A 19,863-nucleotide genomic window follows, 5' to 3' on the forward strand; every position below is an offset into this window, starting at 1 on the left:
TTAAATATTTTTAAACATACTTCCAATAAACCTTCAAAAAATCCGGTTGGTCTGACGTTTCAAAAGGTCCGAAGCCTGATCTGCCTTTTTTACTAAACTTGAAATGCAGACAGACTCTTCCGCTCAGACCAACCGGCAACCCCATAAAAACATAGGAGGTCTTCAAAAAATTAGATAGAAAAAGCACTTATTTTTTTACACGGCTTGATTCCTGAAATTTTTGTTATATGAACTAAAAGTCAGGTATCCCTTCAGCAAAAATCTAGACGAGGTATAGAATTACCTTTTACTTAAAGCTCATTTTCAATTTTCAATTCGAACCGTGTTTTTCATTCAGCATTTTTCCGGATTTTTAAATGCTGTCATCGTCTGTTTGATCCCCGGAATTTTAAATTCACATCCTTCAAAACCGGCTGATCCCGAAATCCGCGAAAATAAAAAAACAGAAAAAACAAATTTTAGCCCCGTTCTGCTCTCTTCAAAGGTCCGAAAATTCTTGCACCAAAAACAAACCCTGTTCTCCGATCCAAAACACTTCTTTCAACCTCCCAGGTGATCGAAAATTACCCAGCAGGACGGCCCGAACCCTATGTAAAGCGCAGGAGAAATAAATAATGAAAAAAATGAAAAGTAAAATACCCGTTCTTTGCACAATACTTCTTCTGATGATGGCAATAACCCCGGCATCTGCAACGACTTCCGACTGGCTATTAGACGGAGGCTCATCAGGAGGGGAAGTCACCCCGGTTGCTAATTTCAGTGCAGAAGTTATTTCCGGTACCGTCCCACTGACTGTAAATTTCACCGACGAGTCCACAGGGGCTGAAAGCTGGGCCTGGGACTTAGATGGCGACGGAATCTTAGACTCCACGGAACAGAACCCTGTCCACACCTATACAACCGCCGGGGAATATTCGGTAAACCTGACGGTGACCAGCTTCAACAGCAGCGATTCGGAGATTAAAACCGGTTATATCACTGTGATGGCCGACGGATCTTCCGGTGGAGAAAGTGGTGAAACACCTGTTGCAGTCGCACCTGTGCCTGATTCATCTGATACGGCGATGTTCAAGAACAACCTCTATCACACCGGGGTTACATCGCAGGCGGGTCCTATTGATGACCCTGACCTGGTATGGTCTGCGCACACGGGGTACATGAATACGGACCCCCTTGTCTTAGATGATCTTTTAGTATCCGTGTGTAGCCACAATATAAGTGTCCATAACCGCACGACGGGAGAATATATCTGGAACACCGTTACATCCGGAGAGAATCTTGGGCCTGCGTGCTACGGTAACGGGAAGATATTCTACCCTGAAAGTTCCAGGGGAAAACTCTCTGCATATGATATTAGAAACGGGGAGCTTTTATGGAATATAACAGGACTTGGGGGTTCTTATTCACAGTTAAACACCCCCGTGGTATACGAAGACCACCGGATCTATTTTGGAACATGTTATGGGAACCCATCCGCTTATTATTGTTACTATGACAACGGAACCCAGTGCTGGAGTTATGAAGGAGGCGGGTATTACTGGGCAGGAGCTGCAGTAATCGGCGATTACCTTGTATTCGGAGGGGAGGATATGAACCTGACATCCCTCAACAAGAATACGGGTGAGCTTGTGGATGAGATTAACGTCTCCGCTGTCTTCTCGATACCGAATAGCGGAAGCCAGATCCAGTCGTCGGTGTCATATGATGAAAACAGCAGTCGCTGTTACTTCACGACGACTTCCGGATCTTGCTGTGTGATAGGGTTTGATAAAAGCACAGGGAAATTTGTCAGGACCGATAAGGCTTCACATAGTATAGGGCCAAGCACTTCGACTCCAGCCATATATAATGGACGGCTCTATGTTGGAGTCGGCAAGATGTTCAAATCTGGTGGGGAGCCCTGTCTTTTCTGCCTGAATGCATCAGACCTGTCGGAAATATGGAAGTACACTGCAAACGGCATCATCCAGTCTTCGCCCACAGTGTCCACCTACTATGAGAATTCAACAGGGGACATTTACATCTACTTTACAACAAATGTCAAAAACGGAACGGTGTACTGTCTGAGGGACAATGCAAGTAACACCGATGCCATGGAGGTCTGGCACTGGACTCCTCCTGAGAGTATGCAGCAATATGTTCTTGGTGGGGCTGTAATTAAGCAGGGATATCTATTTTTTGGAAACAATGAGTGGAAAGGAGTAGCGGGTTGTACTTTCGCCCTCAAAAGAAGCGATTTCGGTCCTGTTGTTGCAGACTTTTCCGCTGAAAACACCTTCGGAAAGGCCCCGCTCAACGTATCGTTCACTGATGAATCCACAGGCTATGGTATAAACGAGTGGCTCTGGGACTTCGGGGACAATACCACTTCGAATGAGACGAACCCCTATCATATCTACGAAAAGAACGGCTTATATACGGTAAGCCTCACTGTTACGGGTTCTGGCGAGTCCAACACCTCCACAAGAACAGGACTTGTCAATGTCACGGATCAGATAACTCCGGTAGCGGACTTTTCATATAGTGTTTCCGGCACTCAAAGTCCCGTTTCAGTTGAATTCACCGATACCTCTGATAACATCAACTCTGCGACCACCTGGTCCTGGGACTTTGGGGACAATACGACCTCAAACCTTCAGAATCCTACCCATCAGTATGCCGAAGAGGGCACGTACAGCGTAACCTTCACCGTTTCGAGCCAGTACGAAAATAATACTGTTAAAAAATCCGGTATTATAGTAGTCGAGCCCTGGAATGTTCCCGAATGGGCTACAAACGATTCCTGGCCGCAGTTCCAGAAAGATGCACAGCACAGTGGCTTTTCCGAAGGATCTGCCCCGTCAACAGCCACCAGACTCTGGGTAAGTGACGACATCGGTGCTGTCAGAAGTTCTTCGGTTGCAGTAGCAGGGGGCAGGATCTTTGTAAACTGCAATGACAACGATACCGGAATATCTGTTATCCGCAGTCTCAGCCAGCAGACAGGTGCCATCCTTGCCGACCACGGGAAAGCGGATGGCGGTGGTTTTTATGGTTCCTGGTCTTCACCTGTTTATGACGACGGGAAAGTGTGGTGTGGCCTGAACAACTACCCCGAAGGTACCACCTACAACTCGGTAAACGGGGGCACGATGGTTGCAGACGGGAAGGTATTCTCATCTAACTGGAACGGTAACCAGTATTTCTGCTTCGAGGAGTCCACCGGAGAAGAATTATGGAATTTCAGTGCACCTGTTTCATCTTATGCACAGTCATGTCCCGCGTATAAAGACGGCAAAATTTATGTTCTCTATTGGCATGGCTTCAGTGGTGACGGTGAAAATTTGGTCTACTGCCTCAATGCGAGTACCGGAGAGGCGATCTGGAAACATGCCAATATAAGCAGCAACCCCTGCGGATCTCCGATGATATCCGATGATGCTGTCTACTTTACGACCTATAACCCGGAAGGAGAAAGTGCACAGCTTTATGCACTGAGTATCACTGACGGTTCAGTATTGTGGTCCAACACCTCTATCACAGGTACAGATTCGACCCCGGCCTATGCTTATGGGAATATATATGTAAGCAGTGGCTATTCTCGTTATATCACATATTGCTTCAATGCCACAACTGGAGAGCCGGTCTGGGAGACAGATCCCGAAGACAATATCGGGTTTTGGACCTGCTCGCCTGCGGTTGCCGACGGCAAGGTTTACGTAGGGACTGGAGGTTCCGGGATCGTCTGCCTTGATGCCTCCACCGGAGAGCTAATCTGGCAGGACGAAGGGGGTGGCAGTACACCTGCAATCGTCGATGGAGTTGTATACTCAGTCGGTAAAGACGGCAAGGTCTATGCATACTCTTCAAGTCAGTCCGTCGCTGATTTCACAGCCAATCCAATTTCTGGTGAAGCTCCCCTGACTGTTAATTTCACCGACCAGTCCAATGGTGCTGAAAGCTGGGCCTGGGATTTTGACAGCGACGGAAACGTGGATTCCACCGAGCAAAACCCGGTCCATACTTACACTGCTGCAGGTAATTACACCGTGAACCTCACAGTTACAAACGCGGAGGGAAGCGATTCCGAGGTGAAGACTGAGTATATCACGGTTGAGGAAGCTTCTTCAGGGAGCCAGAACGGGTCATCAAGTGTGTCCCTGAATGTCACCATTGTCCCGGTGATTTCCCTTGAGGTCTCCCCTTCAGCCCTTGAATTTGGGGAACTGTACCCTGGAAAAACCAGTGAGCTCCAGTACCTAACTCTCAAAAACAGAGGAAGCTGCGACGTAAATGTTACAGCCGTAGTCTGTGACTCCTCTGCCGGAGATGAGCTTTTCAGCCAGGGATTGCTGCTGGACTCTCAGCTATGGAATAATTACTGGAAAGTAGTAGGAGGGAACAGTCAGGAAAACACTTCAGTAGCTCTGCAGGTTCCGGCTGATTATGCCGGTTCAGGAAACAAAAAAGGGACAATAACCTTCTGGGCGGAGGCAGCCAAATAAGGCTGTTTTCCTCCTTTCTTTTTTGAATTAAAATTCAGGATTTTTTACCGAGGAAAGGAGGGAACTTACCGAGAACAGTTCAATTATTGTGTATATCAGAACTATTGTGTACCTGGGGACTTATGCAGTTGAACTGAAAGCCAGTGTCATTAAGCATCGACAATTTGTACCCACATAGGTTTATTATCCAACTTATTTTCTTTTTTGGGCATGTTATTCCAAGAATTTCATGTGTGTTTTTTGTTTAACTGTCAAAGTCAGGTTAAAAACCGTATCGAAGAACTTGGAATTAAACCAATACTTGCAGGGGGTAATTCCTCCTCAGACAAACGGAAAAATAGAGAAATGGTTCGATACGTATCAAAGGTTTAAGAGGAGAGTTTGAATCGTTCGAATAATTCATACGATGGTATAGACCTCATGGAGCTTTGAAACTTGAACAGTTAGAATCGCCACAAGATACATTCTGGAATAGACTACCATTCGAGGCAAAATTCAGAATAGGGGGTGAGATTGTTTGGGTTGTGAAAAGATGGACAAAAAGCAAAAAGTTTCAAAGCGAAATTATTTCAGGACAAAACGCAGTTCTGTGTGAAATGAGTTCAATAAAAAAATAGTATGCAAAAGTTTGCACCTTTGCATAAACCTCTTTACTTAACCTGGTAAAGGTAGCCATTGTCATTTCCGAAGTATGCATAGTCGCCGGATACTGCAACTCCCGGAAGACTATACGTATTATTTGGGGGAGATACAGACTCAACATCACAGCTGCTGCCGCAGTCTTCTATGCGGTATACATTCCCATCGGCATCATTACCTGTTACAAATATCAGCGGGTTGTTAGTACTGTTATAGGCTACCGCGGGAGAAGACTGGATCTTGTGTCCGAGACTTACAACCCAGATTTCGTCCTCATCATCCTCAAACGAGGTGGCGTTCAGACAGTACACATGGCCAGCGTTGTAAGCACCCGATGCCACATAAATCCTGTGATCAACCGCATTGTAGGCGGGAGTTGAAGTGCTACCCTCATCCATATGATAGCTTTGGGATGCTCCGAATACACCGGTGGCCGGATTTATCTCAACAGAACGCACATATTTGTCCTTGCCAGCTACGTATATAAGGTGATCATCCGTATTGTAGGTAGCAGATGACCGTATCTCCTGTGAAGACAGGTCTGTCTCATTAGCTCTTGTTCCGTTGCAGATATAGACAGATGTCAATGTCCCCGCATCGTCAGGATACACTATAAAGTTTCCCACAACTGCGGCGCCTGCCCAGTAGTAGCCTTTATTGGTAGTGGTTGGTCGATTCCATATCTCAGTACCATTTTCTGCGTAGAGGGCATAGTATGTACCATCATCGCTCAGGTTGACCGGATCGGTCGTGCTCATGTTGACAGTTCCTACAAAAAGCTTACCCACACCGCCATCATTGTAATATGTGACAGGGCAAGAACATTGATGTGTTGCCGGAGCAAAGCTTGTAGTCCACTTTGCAGTCATATTGTTGCCGTAAACAGCTGTAATCTTTGGTTGTTTACTACCACCGTAAGCGGTGTCAACAACATAGATAATGTTATCACCATCTGAAGCAGGGCATGCATTCTGGAACGGGAACCCCCCGCTTTCTGCCACTGTAAGAGTGTCTTCAAGAACACCACTATATTTGTTATATTTGGAGAGATCAGTCATTCCTTCCACATATATGTAGTCACCCAGCATAACAGGAACTGTATCAATCATTCCATTACCGACAGGGATGCTCCAGTTTATAGAAATAGTAGCGTCATCAGGTCCGTAATCGGTTGTTACACCTGTATGCTTTTCATCTTTCTGGAACTGTGCCCAGTTACTTGCGGCTGCTAACGATGCAAATGTCACAAGCATTATCATTACACTTATTAACAGTGGAAAATGTTTACTTTTCATTCGTTTATTCCTCTCTTTTTTTCTTTATAGGATCCAGGATCTGTAGAATAGCTATTCCAACTATGACCTTCTCCTCCCCGGGGAAGTCTTACTGATTCATACCCTATGTTTTTGAAACGTCCCACATTTTTCGACTTCGCGCCTTTATTGAAAGCTTTCAGCTCCCATTTTTCGACTATCCGGTTAAGATAAAAATTGCGGCTTATTGAGCAATTATCCAAAAAAGATAGTAAGTAAATTGTTATTCACTTGAGGACATTTGCGGAAAGACCAATATTAGAAGGCCATATTTTTTATACTCTTCTAAAGTATATAGTCCATTTTTTTCGGGTGATATATGTTATTCAAAAGAGTAATACTGTGTTTCCAATTCCGTTTTTGATCTTACCCTTAGAGTTTACACTTATTATCTAAATTAAAAGAGCTATTAGTATTAAAGTTCAAATATGTAAATATGTGTGGGCTGGAGTATGGGGATAAAACATTCAAAACATCTTAACTTATTCCACACATATATTTTGGAAGAGGTGATTATACATGAAGAATAAAATAACAGGTGTAGTCATAATTGCATTCCTCAGTGCAATAATGATTGGTACAGTAGCAGCACAACCTGCTGAAATCTTTAATGGAACTGTCACGTTGGAAGACGGTACGTTTACCTTCATTCCGTCAAACAATCTTTCCGGCAGTTATCAGGTAGAGGTTCAGACAGACCATGGTGCACTCGAAGCGGCTTCAAATGATGAAACCAGTGGATTCACATATAATGCATCTGATGAGTACTATGAGGACTACGGCTCTTTTTACCTTACCGATATTAACGGAGTCGAAGACGATCCTGTAGCAAGCACATCATGGTTCATCTACATAAATGATGAGCTTGCCCCACTGGGCCTCAGCCAGAACGTAATTGAGGATGAAGATCAGGTGACATTCCTGTATTCTCCTTATGAAATCACAGAGAACTGGGAAATCGTTGTAGACACAGCAAATGCATCATACATTGTTGATATCGGAGTGGAAGTCGAAGATGCATTAACATCTATTGAAGACCTCCAAGAACACATTGATAGTCTTGCCGCTCCTCCTCTAACAAAATGTATTCTCATAGCAAGCCTTGACAGTGTAATTTACTCACTGGAAAATGGCCGGGATCAGATAGCCATTTTTAAGCTCCAGTGCTTTAAGAATATTGTCCAGAGGCAGGAATATCGGGGCAATCTTTCTCACGAAGAAGCGGAGTACATTATTGATGAAGCAGACCACATAATTGAACTGATACAGTAATTCAGAGGGGCATGCCCCCTCTTTAACTTTTTTGTAAACTGAGGTTCTGCCAAAATTGATAAAAATGCTTTAAAATAAAAAAAATAGGTCAAAATCACGTATTTTGACAAAAAATTACCTTTAAAGCCTCTAAAATAATACTTCAAAATGCCTTTGAATACGAATTAAGCTCAAAAACTGATATAGTATTACATTTACTTTAAAAATTAGAATTTATTGCAACTTATTTCAATAAATCACATAAAAACATAAATATTTATTATGTTTTGAAAGTTCAAAAGAAGTTTATTTCCAAATTAATGAATTATTTCTTACTCCAATATTAATTATAGATAAAAATAACGAATTAAATAGATTTTAAGTTGTTATGAGGTAAATTTTTCACGAAATAAGCTACGCTGTCAAGTATTAGCGGAAATAAAGGGATTATGTGAAAAATGGCAAAACCTCAACTAATCTGAAAAGTTTCTGCAAATACTGTGCTCTATCGTAATTTGTGTATGTATTGCCATATTTTCAGGGTCTGATGATGAATTTCTGACAATCATATTATTCTTCTACTACCAATGAAAGTATGTGAGCTTACTATTAGTTTTGTTTCAATTAACAATTAAAGGTTGAGATATATTCTTCAGAAAGTTTTGCACATAATAGAGCCACAATATTATTTTGATGGTAAGACTTGATAACTAATTGCTTATTTAAAGTATTTTTATGATTAAAAGTTCTTTTTTGATATGATTACTCATTTGAAAAAGTAACCTCAGACTAAAGGTTCTAAGAGACTTATAAAAAAGAAAAGTATGGAATCGACTCTGAAAATGTTTATTTGGAAAAGTTTCACATTCATTTTTTGAGGCAAAGATGGAAGTTGTTAGCCAACCGGCTAAGAACAATTAGCCAAACATTTTTATTTGTAGAAGTAACAAATAATTAATCTGTTTAATCATATATAAATAGTTTAATCAGATATTCCTGATAAACTTCTAACTTTCAGAAAAAAAGTATACCATAGATTGCAAATTTGTATCCAGCTAAGATACAAATATCTCATACAACATGATTTTTATGACAACATTTATATTTAAGTCTAAAAAAGTTAAAAAATCACCAGAGAAATCAGGAATATATACAGAAGGCATCCAAGTATGTTAAAAATTGTTTATTAATCATAATATATATTTATAGATACAACACTATACTGAAATTTCGGTAAACTGCAAATATTGTTTCAGATAGTTCCTTAGTAATCCGGTTGGTCTGACGCTTCAAAAGGGTCCGAAACCTGATCTCGCCGCCCCACCAGACACAAAATGCGGCCCGATTCTTCCGCCCAGAACAACCACCAACCCCAAAAAAACATAGGAGGGTCTCAAAAAAAGAAACTAAAAGACTTATTTTCTATACACGGCTCTTGCCCTAAATTTGTTTTAAACGACCTGAAAATCAGTTTTGCTTTTCAGCAAAAAATTTTGATGAGTATTGAAGTATCTTTACTTGAGGGTGTATTTTTAGTTCTTAATTCTAGCCGTGTGGAAGTACTGGAATCACTGTAATGATGTCAACTCCATAAGTGGCAGGTATATTTCCATGAATGAAGTCATGCTTGCCTATAATTGCTGGAGGTACTCATCAGCAACACCGGGTACGGATAGACCTGTTTCTATAGCTAATATCATTGCTGCGTAAATGTCTGGAGGTTACCGGCTCGGTGGACTGAACCGGGAGGTATGGAGGCAGTAAATAGGCCCCTGCTCCCTGATTAAACAACATTAAAAAATAGTGGAGTCGAAAATATGACAAAAAATATGACAAAAAATGAGATACAAAACAGGATACAAAATATTGCCAAACACGGCTTCTTGTTAAGTATATTTCTGATCCTGTTGTTAGTCTTTGCCGGGTCCGCGTCGGCACAAACTATTGAAGTCAACCCAGGGGATGATGTCATCTCCATCATTGAGGATGAAGCACAGGCTGGAGATGTCATATACTTCAACCCTGGAACTTATAATATGGGTGGCAGTTGGAATATATACGACAAACCTGTATCATTAATAGGTGCAGGTGCAGATGAGGTAACTATTCTTGGGGGTAAAAGAGTACGCCTTAACTACTATGATTATGCAGGTGCTTCCGATATCCGGGTTGAGAATATCACTTTTTCAACGGATATTATTATCTATGGGACGGATTCTTATGACAGCAATCTTGTAATCAGAAACTGTGTCATGAATCAATATACAGATCTAGATTACCTGAAGAACCTTGAAGTTTCGAATAACGTTTTTGCATCTGCCTCTAACCAAAGAAACACTATTATAACCGTTAAGCAGCTGGACTTTTCCGGAAATCGGATGGATAAGGTTTATTGGAATATACTTTGGATTGATAGCGGTAAGATCACAGGCAACACCTTTACAAACGTTACTGCACACTATGCAATTGAAATTGAGGGAGGCGATGACCTAACATTCAGTGATAATATTATTTCAAACTGCACCGAAAATGGAGGAGGTTTCTTGATAGATTATAAAAACGATCGCAATATTATTACCGGGAACACCTTTGACTCCAATTCTGTGGGAATTACTGTTGAAGTGGTAAATGGAGAAACCGGCACCGGTAATAAGATCTACCACAACAACTTCATTAACAACACCATTAACATCGACGACGGTTCACCGGCCGGCTCAGTCCAGTATGTCAGCGATACTGTAAATTACAACTACAAGGGCAAGTCTTACACGTCAGCCCTTGGAAATTACTACGACAACTACACAGGCGCAGATGCTGATATAGATGGCATTGGTGACATTCCTTATACAATTGGCTTGGGGAGTGACACTGCACCCCTTATGGGTAAAGTCACAGTCAGCGGGGAGAATATAACAATTACAGCAGCATCGGGTTCTTCCGTTCCAATCGCTGATTTCACAGCAGCACCGACTTATGGAAATGCGCCTCTTAAGGTCAACTTTACAGATACTTCTACTGATGATGTCTCTTCCTATTCATGGGATTTTGACAACGACGGAACTGTGGACTCAACTGAGCAGAACCCCTCACATACCTACGAAACTGCAGGTACCTACTCTGTCAACCTTACGGTTGCCAATTCAGCCGGGAGTGATACAAAAACACAGACAGACTATATCAAGGTAATAGACACAGAAAATCTCGAATCCGAATGGCCGGAGTTCCAGAAAGACAGCTCCAATACCGGCTACGGCTTCAGCTATGCCCCAACAAGGAACCCGAAACTCCTCTGGCAGAACCTGACTTCTCCTGAACAGGAACCCTGCGGGAGCGGAGGCATCAATGTCCCGCCAGTGATTTCCGGAAACACGGTTTTCGTAACTGCCGGAAACGCCTCTGTCTGGGCCTTTGATAAAGATACAGGAAACCTTCTCTGGTCAAAGGAACTTGGCGGGGACCTGACACAGACTTCCACTCCTACCCTCGGGAACGGAACACTTTTTGTCCCTACCATGGAAGGAGACCTCTATGCTTTTGACCCGGAAACCGGAAACGAGCTCTGGAACATACACGTAACCGACGGCAACCTGGAGTGTCCCATCACCTATTCTGACCATAAGCTCTACATCGGAGACGGGCTTGAAGGAGGAACCGGGACAAAATATTATTACTGTTATGACGACAGCGGGAACCTTGTCTGGAAACACGAAAACACAAACAGTTCCGGCTTTATATGGAGCGGCTCGGTAGTTGTCGGAAATTACCTGGTCTACCCTGTCTTCGAAGGCAAGATGGTTTGTCTCGAAAAAGATACCGGAACCTTTGTAGATGAGGTTGATTTCAGTAAGAGTTCGGATGTCTCTTTTGCACTTTCCGACCCCGGGATGTTCAGAAGTTCGGTAACCTATGCTGATGGTGCATTGTATACATCCTCGGAAAGAGGCCAGGAAACAGGATACTGCTTCAAAGTAGGGTTCAACCCTGATACAGGCCAGTTCCTGGATACCGGCTGGACAGCTTCAATAGGGTTTTCAACCTCGACTCCCGTAGTGTATAACGGAAGGGTCTATGTGGGACATGGAGAACACGGCGAGACCGGGTCAATGTTCTGCCTGAACGATTCCGACGGATCGGTCATCTGGGAGACCCCGGTCAGCGGCGGAGTAAAATCCTCTCCTGTCGTTTCGGTTGAAAACAACAAACCTTACATCTACTTCACCGAAGCCATCGTGGACGGCTCTATCTACTGTCTGAACCCTGACGGGTCTCTTGCCTGGCACTACAACCCTGCTGATGACGATGCATATACCCTGCAGGGTGCAGCTCTTTCCGGCGGCAAAGTCTACTACGGAACCGATAACGGATACCTATACTGCATCGGACAGGGAGAAGCTCTTCCTCCAGAGGTAGACTTCAGTTCGGACAAACAGACAGGTTCCTTCCCATTGACTGTTTCCTTCAAAGACAGGTCCTTTAATGCAAACAAATTCCTCTGGGACTTCGGGGACGGAAACACTTCAACTGAGGTAAACCCTGTCCACACGTATACTTCCGCGGGCAGCTACACCGTAACCCTTACCGTTGCAAATAACCACGGAGAGGATACCAAAGTTGTCGAAAACTACATTTACGCGGTCAAAACCCCTACTACCTGGCCTGTCAAAAGCGGGGAGTCCATCCAGGCAGCTATTAATTCAGCGGATTCCGGAGACATTATCAAGGTCTATCCCGGGGAATACCACGAAGTCCTGACCATCGACAAGGCTCTGACCCTAAAAGGCATCAGGGACCCTGTCCTGAATGCTTCGGGTTTCACAGGCTCTTCAGGAATAACCATAAGTGCTGACGATGTCGAGATCAACGGCTTTGAAATTACAGGAACCGAAGAGATGTGCTTTGCGATTACCGTCAATGCAAAGAACGCACTGATAGAGGACAACCTTATAGATAACTGCGCTGAAGGCGTGATGTTCACAGGGACCGGAAACACTCTCCGGCAGAATAATATTTCCAACTGCTGGGACTTTGCAGCCGTGCTTGACAGCACGGGAGACAACCGGATCTATCAGAACACCTTCATCAACAACAATGGCAGGAAAATGGGCGGTTCAAGCGACCATATTTCAGGCGGGTCAGGTTCGTTCTTCCAGAGCCCGGAGCCCGTAGAATACCTGTGGGAAGGAGAAAAACTGACAGGGTACATGGGTAATTATTACGATGACTACACCGGAAATAACTCTGACGGGGATGGAATCGGGGATGTATCTTACACTGCTGACGGAGGGACCGACCAGTACCCGCTTGTGATGCCGTATTCATACTACGTTGAAGAGCAGGAAAACGAGTCCGTTCCTGAGGATTCCTGGTACCAGTTCCACGGAAAGGTTGACCACCTTGGCTACTCCGAAAGCGGGCCAAAGACCAACCGGACTGAGTGGGTAAGTGAGGACATTGATGCAATCAGCAGTTCCTCCCCTGTTGTGGCCGGAGGAAAAGTCTTTGTGATATGCGGGGCCGGAGGAATGGAAGAGAGCACGGATGATATTCCCCAGCTAGTAGCCCTGGACGAATTTAACGGAGACATAATCTGGAACGTCAGCATTCCGAAAGCCGTATACGGTTCCTGGGCTTCCCCTGCTTATGATAACGGCATGGTCTTTACGGCCACAGGCCCCGAACTTGGATGTTACGACGCCGAAACAGGAGAAAAAATCTGGTGTTTCAATGATACTGTGGGAAGTCAGGGTGCGGTTAACAGCGGACCTGCTATTGCGGATGGTATGGTAATATTTAGCGATTGGGACGGAAGCCATTACTACTGTCTTGACGAGGACACAGGGTACCTGCTCTGGAGTTTTGAAGTTGTAGGAGACGGCCAGTCCGTACCCGCCTACGCGGACGGAAAGTTCTACCTGACAAGCTGGGGCTATGGGTCATCTTATGCAGGCCATGCTTACTGCGTGGACGCAGTAACAGGGGAGCAGGTCTGGCACATTAATAATATCGAACAGAACTTCTGCGGGTCCCCTGCTTATAAAGACGGGGTTCTCTACCTGACAACCTACAACTTCTACGGAGACGGAGACCTTCTTGCCCTGGACGCCGCTGACGGGAGCATAATCTGGCAGCAGACCATCCAGAGGACGGATTCAACTCCTGCTTTTGCCTACGGAAATGTCTATGTTTGCGGAGGATGCGCTGGTTTTTCCAATGTGCAGACATACTGTTTCAATGCAACTACAGGCACACCTGTCTGGTCAACCCCTTCAAAAACAGGTGATAACGGAGGGATCGGAGACTGGACCTGTTCAGTAGCTGTTGCAGACGGGCTCGTTTATGTGGGAACCGCAGGAGACGGGTACTTCGGCTATGCCAATATTTATGCACTGGACGCCTTTACGGGAGAAGTAGCCTGGCACACCCCTCATGCGGGATCGACCCCGGCAATTTCGGATGGTATGCTTTTCAGTATAGGAGGAGACCAGAAAGTCTATGCCTTCAAGGACTCCCTCACTTCACCTGTTGCCAACTTCTCTGCAGACATAACATCAGGCAATGCACCATTGACAGTCAACTTCACGGACGAGTCAACAGGCACTGTTTCGTCCTATTCATGGGACTTTGATAATGACGGAACTGTGGACTCAACTGAGCAGAACCCCTCGAATACGTATGCATCGGCAGGTAACTACACTGTCAACCTTACGGTTACAAATGCAGAAGGAAGTGATTCCGATCTAAAGACCGATTACATCACTGTATCTTCTACACCTGTAGAACCTGAACCAGTTGCTGCTTTCATTGCTGATGTAACTGGCGGGACTGCTCCTCTCATTGTGAATTTCACAGACCAGTCCACAGGTTCACCTACTGCCTGGGCATGGGACTTCGGGGATGGGGCAAACTCAACTGAGCAGAACCCCTCTCACACATACGTTTCAGCCGGAAATTACACCGTAAACCTGACTGTGGAAAATGCTGCTGGGATGGACTTTGAGTTAAAAACGAATTACATAGAAGTTTCCGAAACTTCCGGGTCAACCGTTACTCTCTATTTCGACCCTGAAAGTTCCTCAGTTTCAGAAAACGAATCTACTGAAATAAATATCGTTGCCAGTAATTTCCCTGCAGGTTTCTCGGGATACAACCTGACCGTTGCTATTGACGACCCGGCTGTTGCCGAGATAGTCAATATAGAATACCCTTCCTGGGCTCTGATTACTGAGAACTCTACCCTGCCAGGGACTTCTATCTACATGAAGACTGTTGACCTGGAAGATTCCGTTAAGGAAGGGGCAGCAGATGTTGTGCTTGCTACTCTCACTGTTTCTGGAAAGGAGAAAGGATCTGCAAACCTTTCGATAGGGGTTAAACGTCTGGAGGAAGATTCGGGAGACTCTATCGAACCAGCTCTTTTGACAGGAAAAATTGAGGTGACCCTTCTGTCTCCCCTACCTGATCAGGAATATGCTCCTAAGGACCTTGACGGAGACGGACTCTATGAAGACCTCACCGGAAATGGAGAGTTCAGTTTCGTGGATATAGTGGCATACTTCCACAACATGGACTGGATAGAGGAAAACATGCCGGTGGAGTACTTCGACTTCAACGGAAACGGAAGGATAGACTTTGATGATGTAGTGGATATGTTTGCAATGATATGATTAAGGAGAACAAAAGAGAATGAAAAAACAAAAAGGGGAATTGAGAAAAACTTTTCTCAAATTTCCCACAACTTTTTTCTTGTAATTATGGCATTTGAGCCCATTTTTCTTTCATACAAAATTTCACATTAGAAAAGGACTAAGCAGCATTTAAAACATAAATTGAGATAAAAGATTTATTTAAATGAGGTTCTGCCAAAATTGATAAAAATGTTTTAAAATAAAAAAAATCGGTTAAAATTACATATTTTGACAAAAAATTATCTTTAAAGCCTCCGAAATAATACTTCAAAATGTCTTTGAATACGAATTAAGCTCAAAAATTGATATAATATTACATTCAATTTAAAAATTAAAATTTATTGCAACTTATTTCCATAAATTACATAAAAACATAAATAATTATTATGTTTAGAAAGTTCAAATGAAGTTTATTTCCTGATTAATGAATTATTTATTGCTCCAATTTTAATTATAGATAAGAATAACGAATTAAATAGATTTTAAGTCGTTATTAGATAAATTTTTCACAAAATAAGCTATGCTGTTAAATATTAGCGGAAATAAAGGGATTATGTGAAAAATGGCAAAACCTCAAATACAAAAAAAATTATTTTGCACATGTATTTTTCTCTGGGAAACAATAAAACAATAATTAATCTCAGAAATAAAGCTCATTAATCCTTAAAAATCTGACCAATTTTTAAGGACCCTAAAACGATATTGTGCTGATAGGCCGAAAAAAGCCAGCAGACTAATATCACAAAAAACACAATCAGAGTCTTTATTAGAGAAACCGAGACAGTGGGAAGATAACCGGTTATCGGTTAGCTGAGAGGCCAATCGGAGAGCATGAAAAAAACGTATCCTCTTCAAATTAACTAAGAATCTACTGTAGAATTATAGGAAAGAAATCCGGTTTAAACTGGATAAAATATCTTGGTGTGGAGCAAAGAGAATTTAGGCAGTTAGAGGATTTAAATAGTTATATTAATCTCGATGTTCTTGTTTATAACATTCAAAAATACCAGAGCGACTTAAAAGGATACTGATGGGACTGCTTATGAAAATATACCACAGGAACTCATTAGAATAAATCGGGGAATTTAATGAGCCCAATTAAAAAAATTTACTTGATTGTTTGTTCTTTCATTCTTCTGACCTGTAGTTTATATGCCAGTACAGGTTTTTTACATGTAGCAGGAGCAGTGGAGGACCAGAAGGATACTGTAGGAGACGGCGAGCCTGTTGCTCCTCCCTCGCTTGAAGAGGTACTTGCGCAGAGCCCTGTTTCTGTAGAAGGCCTGATAAAGAAAGGCAACGATCTCTATTCTCTTAAAAAGTATGAGCTTTCCATAGAATGCTTTGATGACGCACTTGAGATGGATTCGAATTCTTCAATGGCATGCTATGGAAAGGGCTGTGCTCTGACATCACTGAAAAGATATGAAGAAGCTATTGATTGCTATGATAAAGCTCTTGAAAGCTTTCCAACTTCTTCCTGGAGCTGGTATCAAAAAGGCGATGAATATATTCAGACACAAAATTATGTAGAGGCTATCAACTGCTACGAGAAAAGTTTCTCTATGGATAGCTATCTTTCCAGAGTCTGGTTCCAGAAAGCCCTTGCTTCTGAGAAACTGGGCATGGAGCAGGAGGCATTAGCTTCCTATGATAGTTCAATTGGCCTGGGCTCTAACGTGTCCAAAACTCTGCAAATGAAAGGGAAAGCTTACACCGGGCTTGAAAATTACGATGAAGCAATGAGGTGTTTTAACGGAGCACTTAATATTACTCCTGATGACTTTGAACTCTGGACTCAGAAAGGTATAATGTATGATATGTCCGGAGATTATGAAGCTGCAATACAGTGCTACGACGAGGCAATTTCCCTCAATCCTGACCTTACTGAGGCCTGGTATAATAAAGGCGTAGACCTTGAGGGAATGGGGCTGTATCAGGAAGCTCTGACCTGCTACGAATTTGTCCTCCTTTCAGAGCCTGAAAACCTCAATACCCTGCAGAAAAAAGGTTTCTGTCTCGAGCAGCTTGGTAGAAATGAAGAGGCTCTGCAGTGCTATGAAGAGATTCTTACTTACAGTCCTGATGACGCTGATGCATGGTATAGTAAAGGTTCCGTGCTTAATGCTATGGGAGATTACGACGCTGCAATAGCCTGCTATGACAGAGCCCTTAATCCAGATGCAGGAATTGAAGTGGAAGAGATTGGAGAAGCTCTTCTCGAAAAGTTTAATGCCTATGATTCTGCACTTCCCGGGTATTCTGAAGTGCCCGAGTTTAAATCTTCTGCAGTTAAAATCTGGTACGACAAAGGACTGGCTTTTGATAAACTCGAAAACTACGAGTCTGCTCTTGAATGTTATGATAGTGTACTGGAGACAGAATCAGGACACGCAGTGGTCTGGTACATGAAAGCCCTGGACTTGGACAGACTTGACAGGTATGAAGAAGCTGCTGGCTGTTATGATAAAGCCCTGAAACTGAACTCAGAATATGCAAAAGTCTGGTACAGGAAAGGATACGATTCTTCAAAATTTGGGCAGTACAAAGATGCCGCAAAAAGTTTTGATAAAGCTGTAAACCTTGATGATAATTACACCCTTGCATGGTATGGCAAAGCTTTTGCCCTGGCAAAAACAGGAGACTATGAAGAGGCTCTTGTATGCTACGAAAAAGTTCTTGCCGCTGCCCCTGATAGTGCTGAAATCTGGTACAACAAGGGTCTTCTCCTTGACCAGCTCGAAAGGCACCAGGAAGCTTCAGACTGTTACAGTAAGGCTCTCCAGATAAATCCAGGGTATTCTGTTGCTCGATTCAGATTAAACAAGAATACGGAAGAGCTGTATGGGGGGTTGACTCCCAATTCATCGGAAGGGAAAAAAACGGAGGTCAGTCCTAAAAGTGCAATTTCAGGAGGCTTCTGGTCTTACCTTCTGAACTACAAATATACACTTACTGAGGAGAGCTCGGACATTTCAGAGAACTTTGATGACCTGAGCCCGGAATTCAGTTACGATGCAGCCTGGTACGGCAAAGCTTCAGCATACAGCAAACTTAACATGCATGAGGATGCCCTGGATGCTTACGATACGGCTCTTTCGATTAACCCCTTACGCACCGAAGCCTGGTATGAGAAGGGCTCTGCCCTTGACAAACTCGGAAGAAGTGAGGAAGCTCTGGAGTGTTACAAAAAAGCTCTTGAGATTAACCCGCAGTCGAGCGATGCCTTGTACGGGATGGCTTCTATCTCGAACACCCTTGGAAGATCGGAAGAAGCTATTGCTTACTATGACCAGTTACTTGCTGCCAATGCCAGTGACCCTGAAGCCCTGCAGGGAAAATCGCAGGCCCTTGTAAATCTTGGCAGGTACGAAGAAGCAGTTGAATGTTTCAACCCTCTGCTCGAACTTGAATCGGAAAACATAGAGGCCCTGGATGGCCGGGCTTTTTCCCTGACAAAATCCGGAAGGCAAGAAGAAGCCCTGGAAGACTACGACAGAATCTTGCAGCTTGAACCTTCCAATTCAAAGGCAATGACTGAGAAAGCTTCTTTGTTTGAAGAACTCGGCAGGTATGAAGAAGCTGCTTCAACCTATGGAGAGATTCTCCGGATTACACCTGAGAACAGAGAGATAATGTACCGCCAGGGTAAGGCACTTGAAGCGATGGGAGATTTCGAAGCCGCAATCGCCTGTTATGATCAGATTCTTGCGCTTGACCCGAAAAATATCGATGCGATAAATAACAAGGGTTTTGCTTACGCTAAAATGGAGAAATATCAGGAAGCAATTGCCAGCTATGACAAAGCCATTGAGTATGCCCCAAATAATGCCACCGCCTGGTACTTCAAAGGATGCGCTAACTTCGCGATAAGCAGCAACATTGCTGCCGTTGAAAGCTTTGATAAAGTGGTGACGCTAAAACCAGACTGTATAACGGCGTGGTACAATAGGGGGTATCTATACAATGTAATGGGAGAGGTTAATGAGTCAATCAATTCTTATAACAGCGCTCTTGCAATCAACCCCAATGAACCGTCTGTCCTTTATAACAAGCGTTTTGCACACTACCGCATAAAGGAATACGAAGATGCTTCGGCATGTAAAACAAAACTTGATTCTATCGACCCTGGCTTTGTTACAGCTCTTCAGAACAGGGGAACCCGCATCTTTATCCCCGAAACATACAGAAGTGACCTTAACTACTCTCTGCCTGTAAGATGGTACGAAGAAGAAGGAAACTATTCTAACAATACCAGCATAAACGTAACCGAAACTCCTCAGCAGGTAACCAATACATCCTCCAGAGAGGGGCAGAAGGAACACTGATGAAACTAATGAAGACACAGACTGGTACGTTCCAGAATCTGAAGAAAACCAGAAAAATAAAACAGACGTTGAAAACTGATATGTCCAGAGCCAGATGAGGTTTAAAAGAGCTTGAGAGCCAAAAAGAAGAATTAATGCCGGTATGCGTATTAAGATTCCAGGC

5 protein-coding genes and 1 pseudogene are annotated in these 19,863 nt (G+C 43.4%); 5 read left to right on the forward strand and 1 reads right to left on the reverse strand.

The window, feature by feature from the left end; genetic code table 11:
- The first annotated feature begins 614 nt into the window (after window positions 1-614).
- Both MA_RS22455 and MA_RS27740 read left to right on the forward strand, forming a co-directional pair.
- Entirely contained in the window at window positions 615-4,484 is a 3,870-nt protein-coding gene (locus MA_RS22455) for a PKD domain-containing protein (protein ID WP_226990690.1), read from the forward strand.
- Window positions 4,485-4,739: 255 nt separating this feature from the next.
- Window positions 4,740-5,012: pseudogene (locus tag MA_RS27740) on the forward strand (IS481 family transposase); the annotation flags it as partial.
- Between the two features lie 122 nt (window positions 5,013-5,134).
- Here MA_RS27740 and MA_RS22465 read toward each other — a convergent pair.
- Window positions 5,135-6,418 (reverse strand): hypothetical protein, encoded by a 1,284-nt coding sequence (locus MA_RS22465; RefSeq protein WP_011024183.1) that lies wholly within the window; start codon window positions 6,416-6,418, stop codon window positions 5,135-5,137.
- Between the two features lie 537 nt (window positions 6,419-6,955).
- Here MA_RS22465 and MA_RS22470 point away from each other — a divergent pair.
- The 3 genes from MA_RS22470 to MA_RS22485 all read left to right on the forward strand — a co-directional run bounded on the left by MA_RS22470 (window position 6,956) and on the right by MA_RS22485 (window position 19,700).
- On the forward strand, window positions 6,956-7,708 hold the full coding sequence (locus tag MA_RS22470; protein WP_011024185.1) for a DUF4430 domain-containing protein: 753 nt from the start codon (window positions 6,956-6,958) through the stop codon (window positions 7,706-7,708).
- A 1,796-nt stretch (window positions 7,709-9,504) separates the two neighbouring features.
- On the forward strand, window positions 9,505-15,351 hold the full coding sequence (locus tag MA_RS22480) for a PKD domain-containing protein (protein WP_011024186.1): 5,847 nt from the start codon (window positions 9,505-9,507) through the stop codon (window positions 15,349-15,351).
- A 1,109-nt stretch (window positions 15,352-16,460) separates the two neighbouring features.
- The gene (locus tag MA_RS22485; RefSeq protein WP_011024187.1) at window positions 16,461-19,700 is read left to right on the forward strand and encodes a tetratricopeptide repeat protein; all 3,240 of its coding nucleotides are present in this window, start codon (window positions 16,461-16,463) and stop codon (window positions 19,698-19,700) included.
- The last annotated feature ends 163 nt before the right edge of the window (window positions 19,701-19,863 follow it).

The organism is Methanosarcina acetivorans C2A (genome assembly GCF_000007345.1).
Taxonomy (GTDB): domain Archaea; phylum Halobacteriota; class Methanosarcinia; order Methanosarcinales; family Methanosarcinaceae; genus Methanosarcina; species Methanosarcina acetivorans.

Excerpts from the sequence above, each read along its gene's own strand:
- MA_RS22455 (WP_226990690.1), top strand. The coding sequence starts at position 615 with ATGAAAAAAATGAAAAGTAAAATACCCGTTCTTTGCACAATACTTCTT.
- MA_RS22465 (WP_011024183.1), bottom strand. The coding sequence starts at position 6,418 with ATGAAAAGTAAACATTTTCCACTGTTAATAAGTGTAATGATAATGCTT.
- MA_RS22470 (WP_011024185.1), top strand. The coding sequence starts at position 6,956 with ATGAAGAATAAAATAACAGGTGTAGTCATAATTGCATTCCTCAGTGCA.
- MA_RS22480 (WP_011024186.1), top strand. The coding sequence starts at position 9,505 with ATGACAAAAAATATGACAAAAAATGAGATACAAAACAGGATACAAAAT.
- MA_RS22485 (WP_011024187.1), top strand. The coding sequence starts at position 16,461 with ATGAGCCCAATTAAAAAAATTTACTTGATTGTTTGTTCTTTCATTCTT.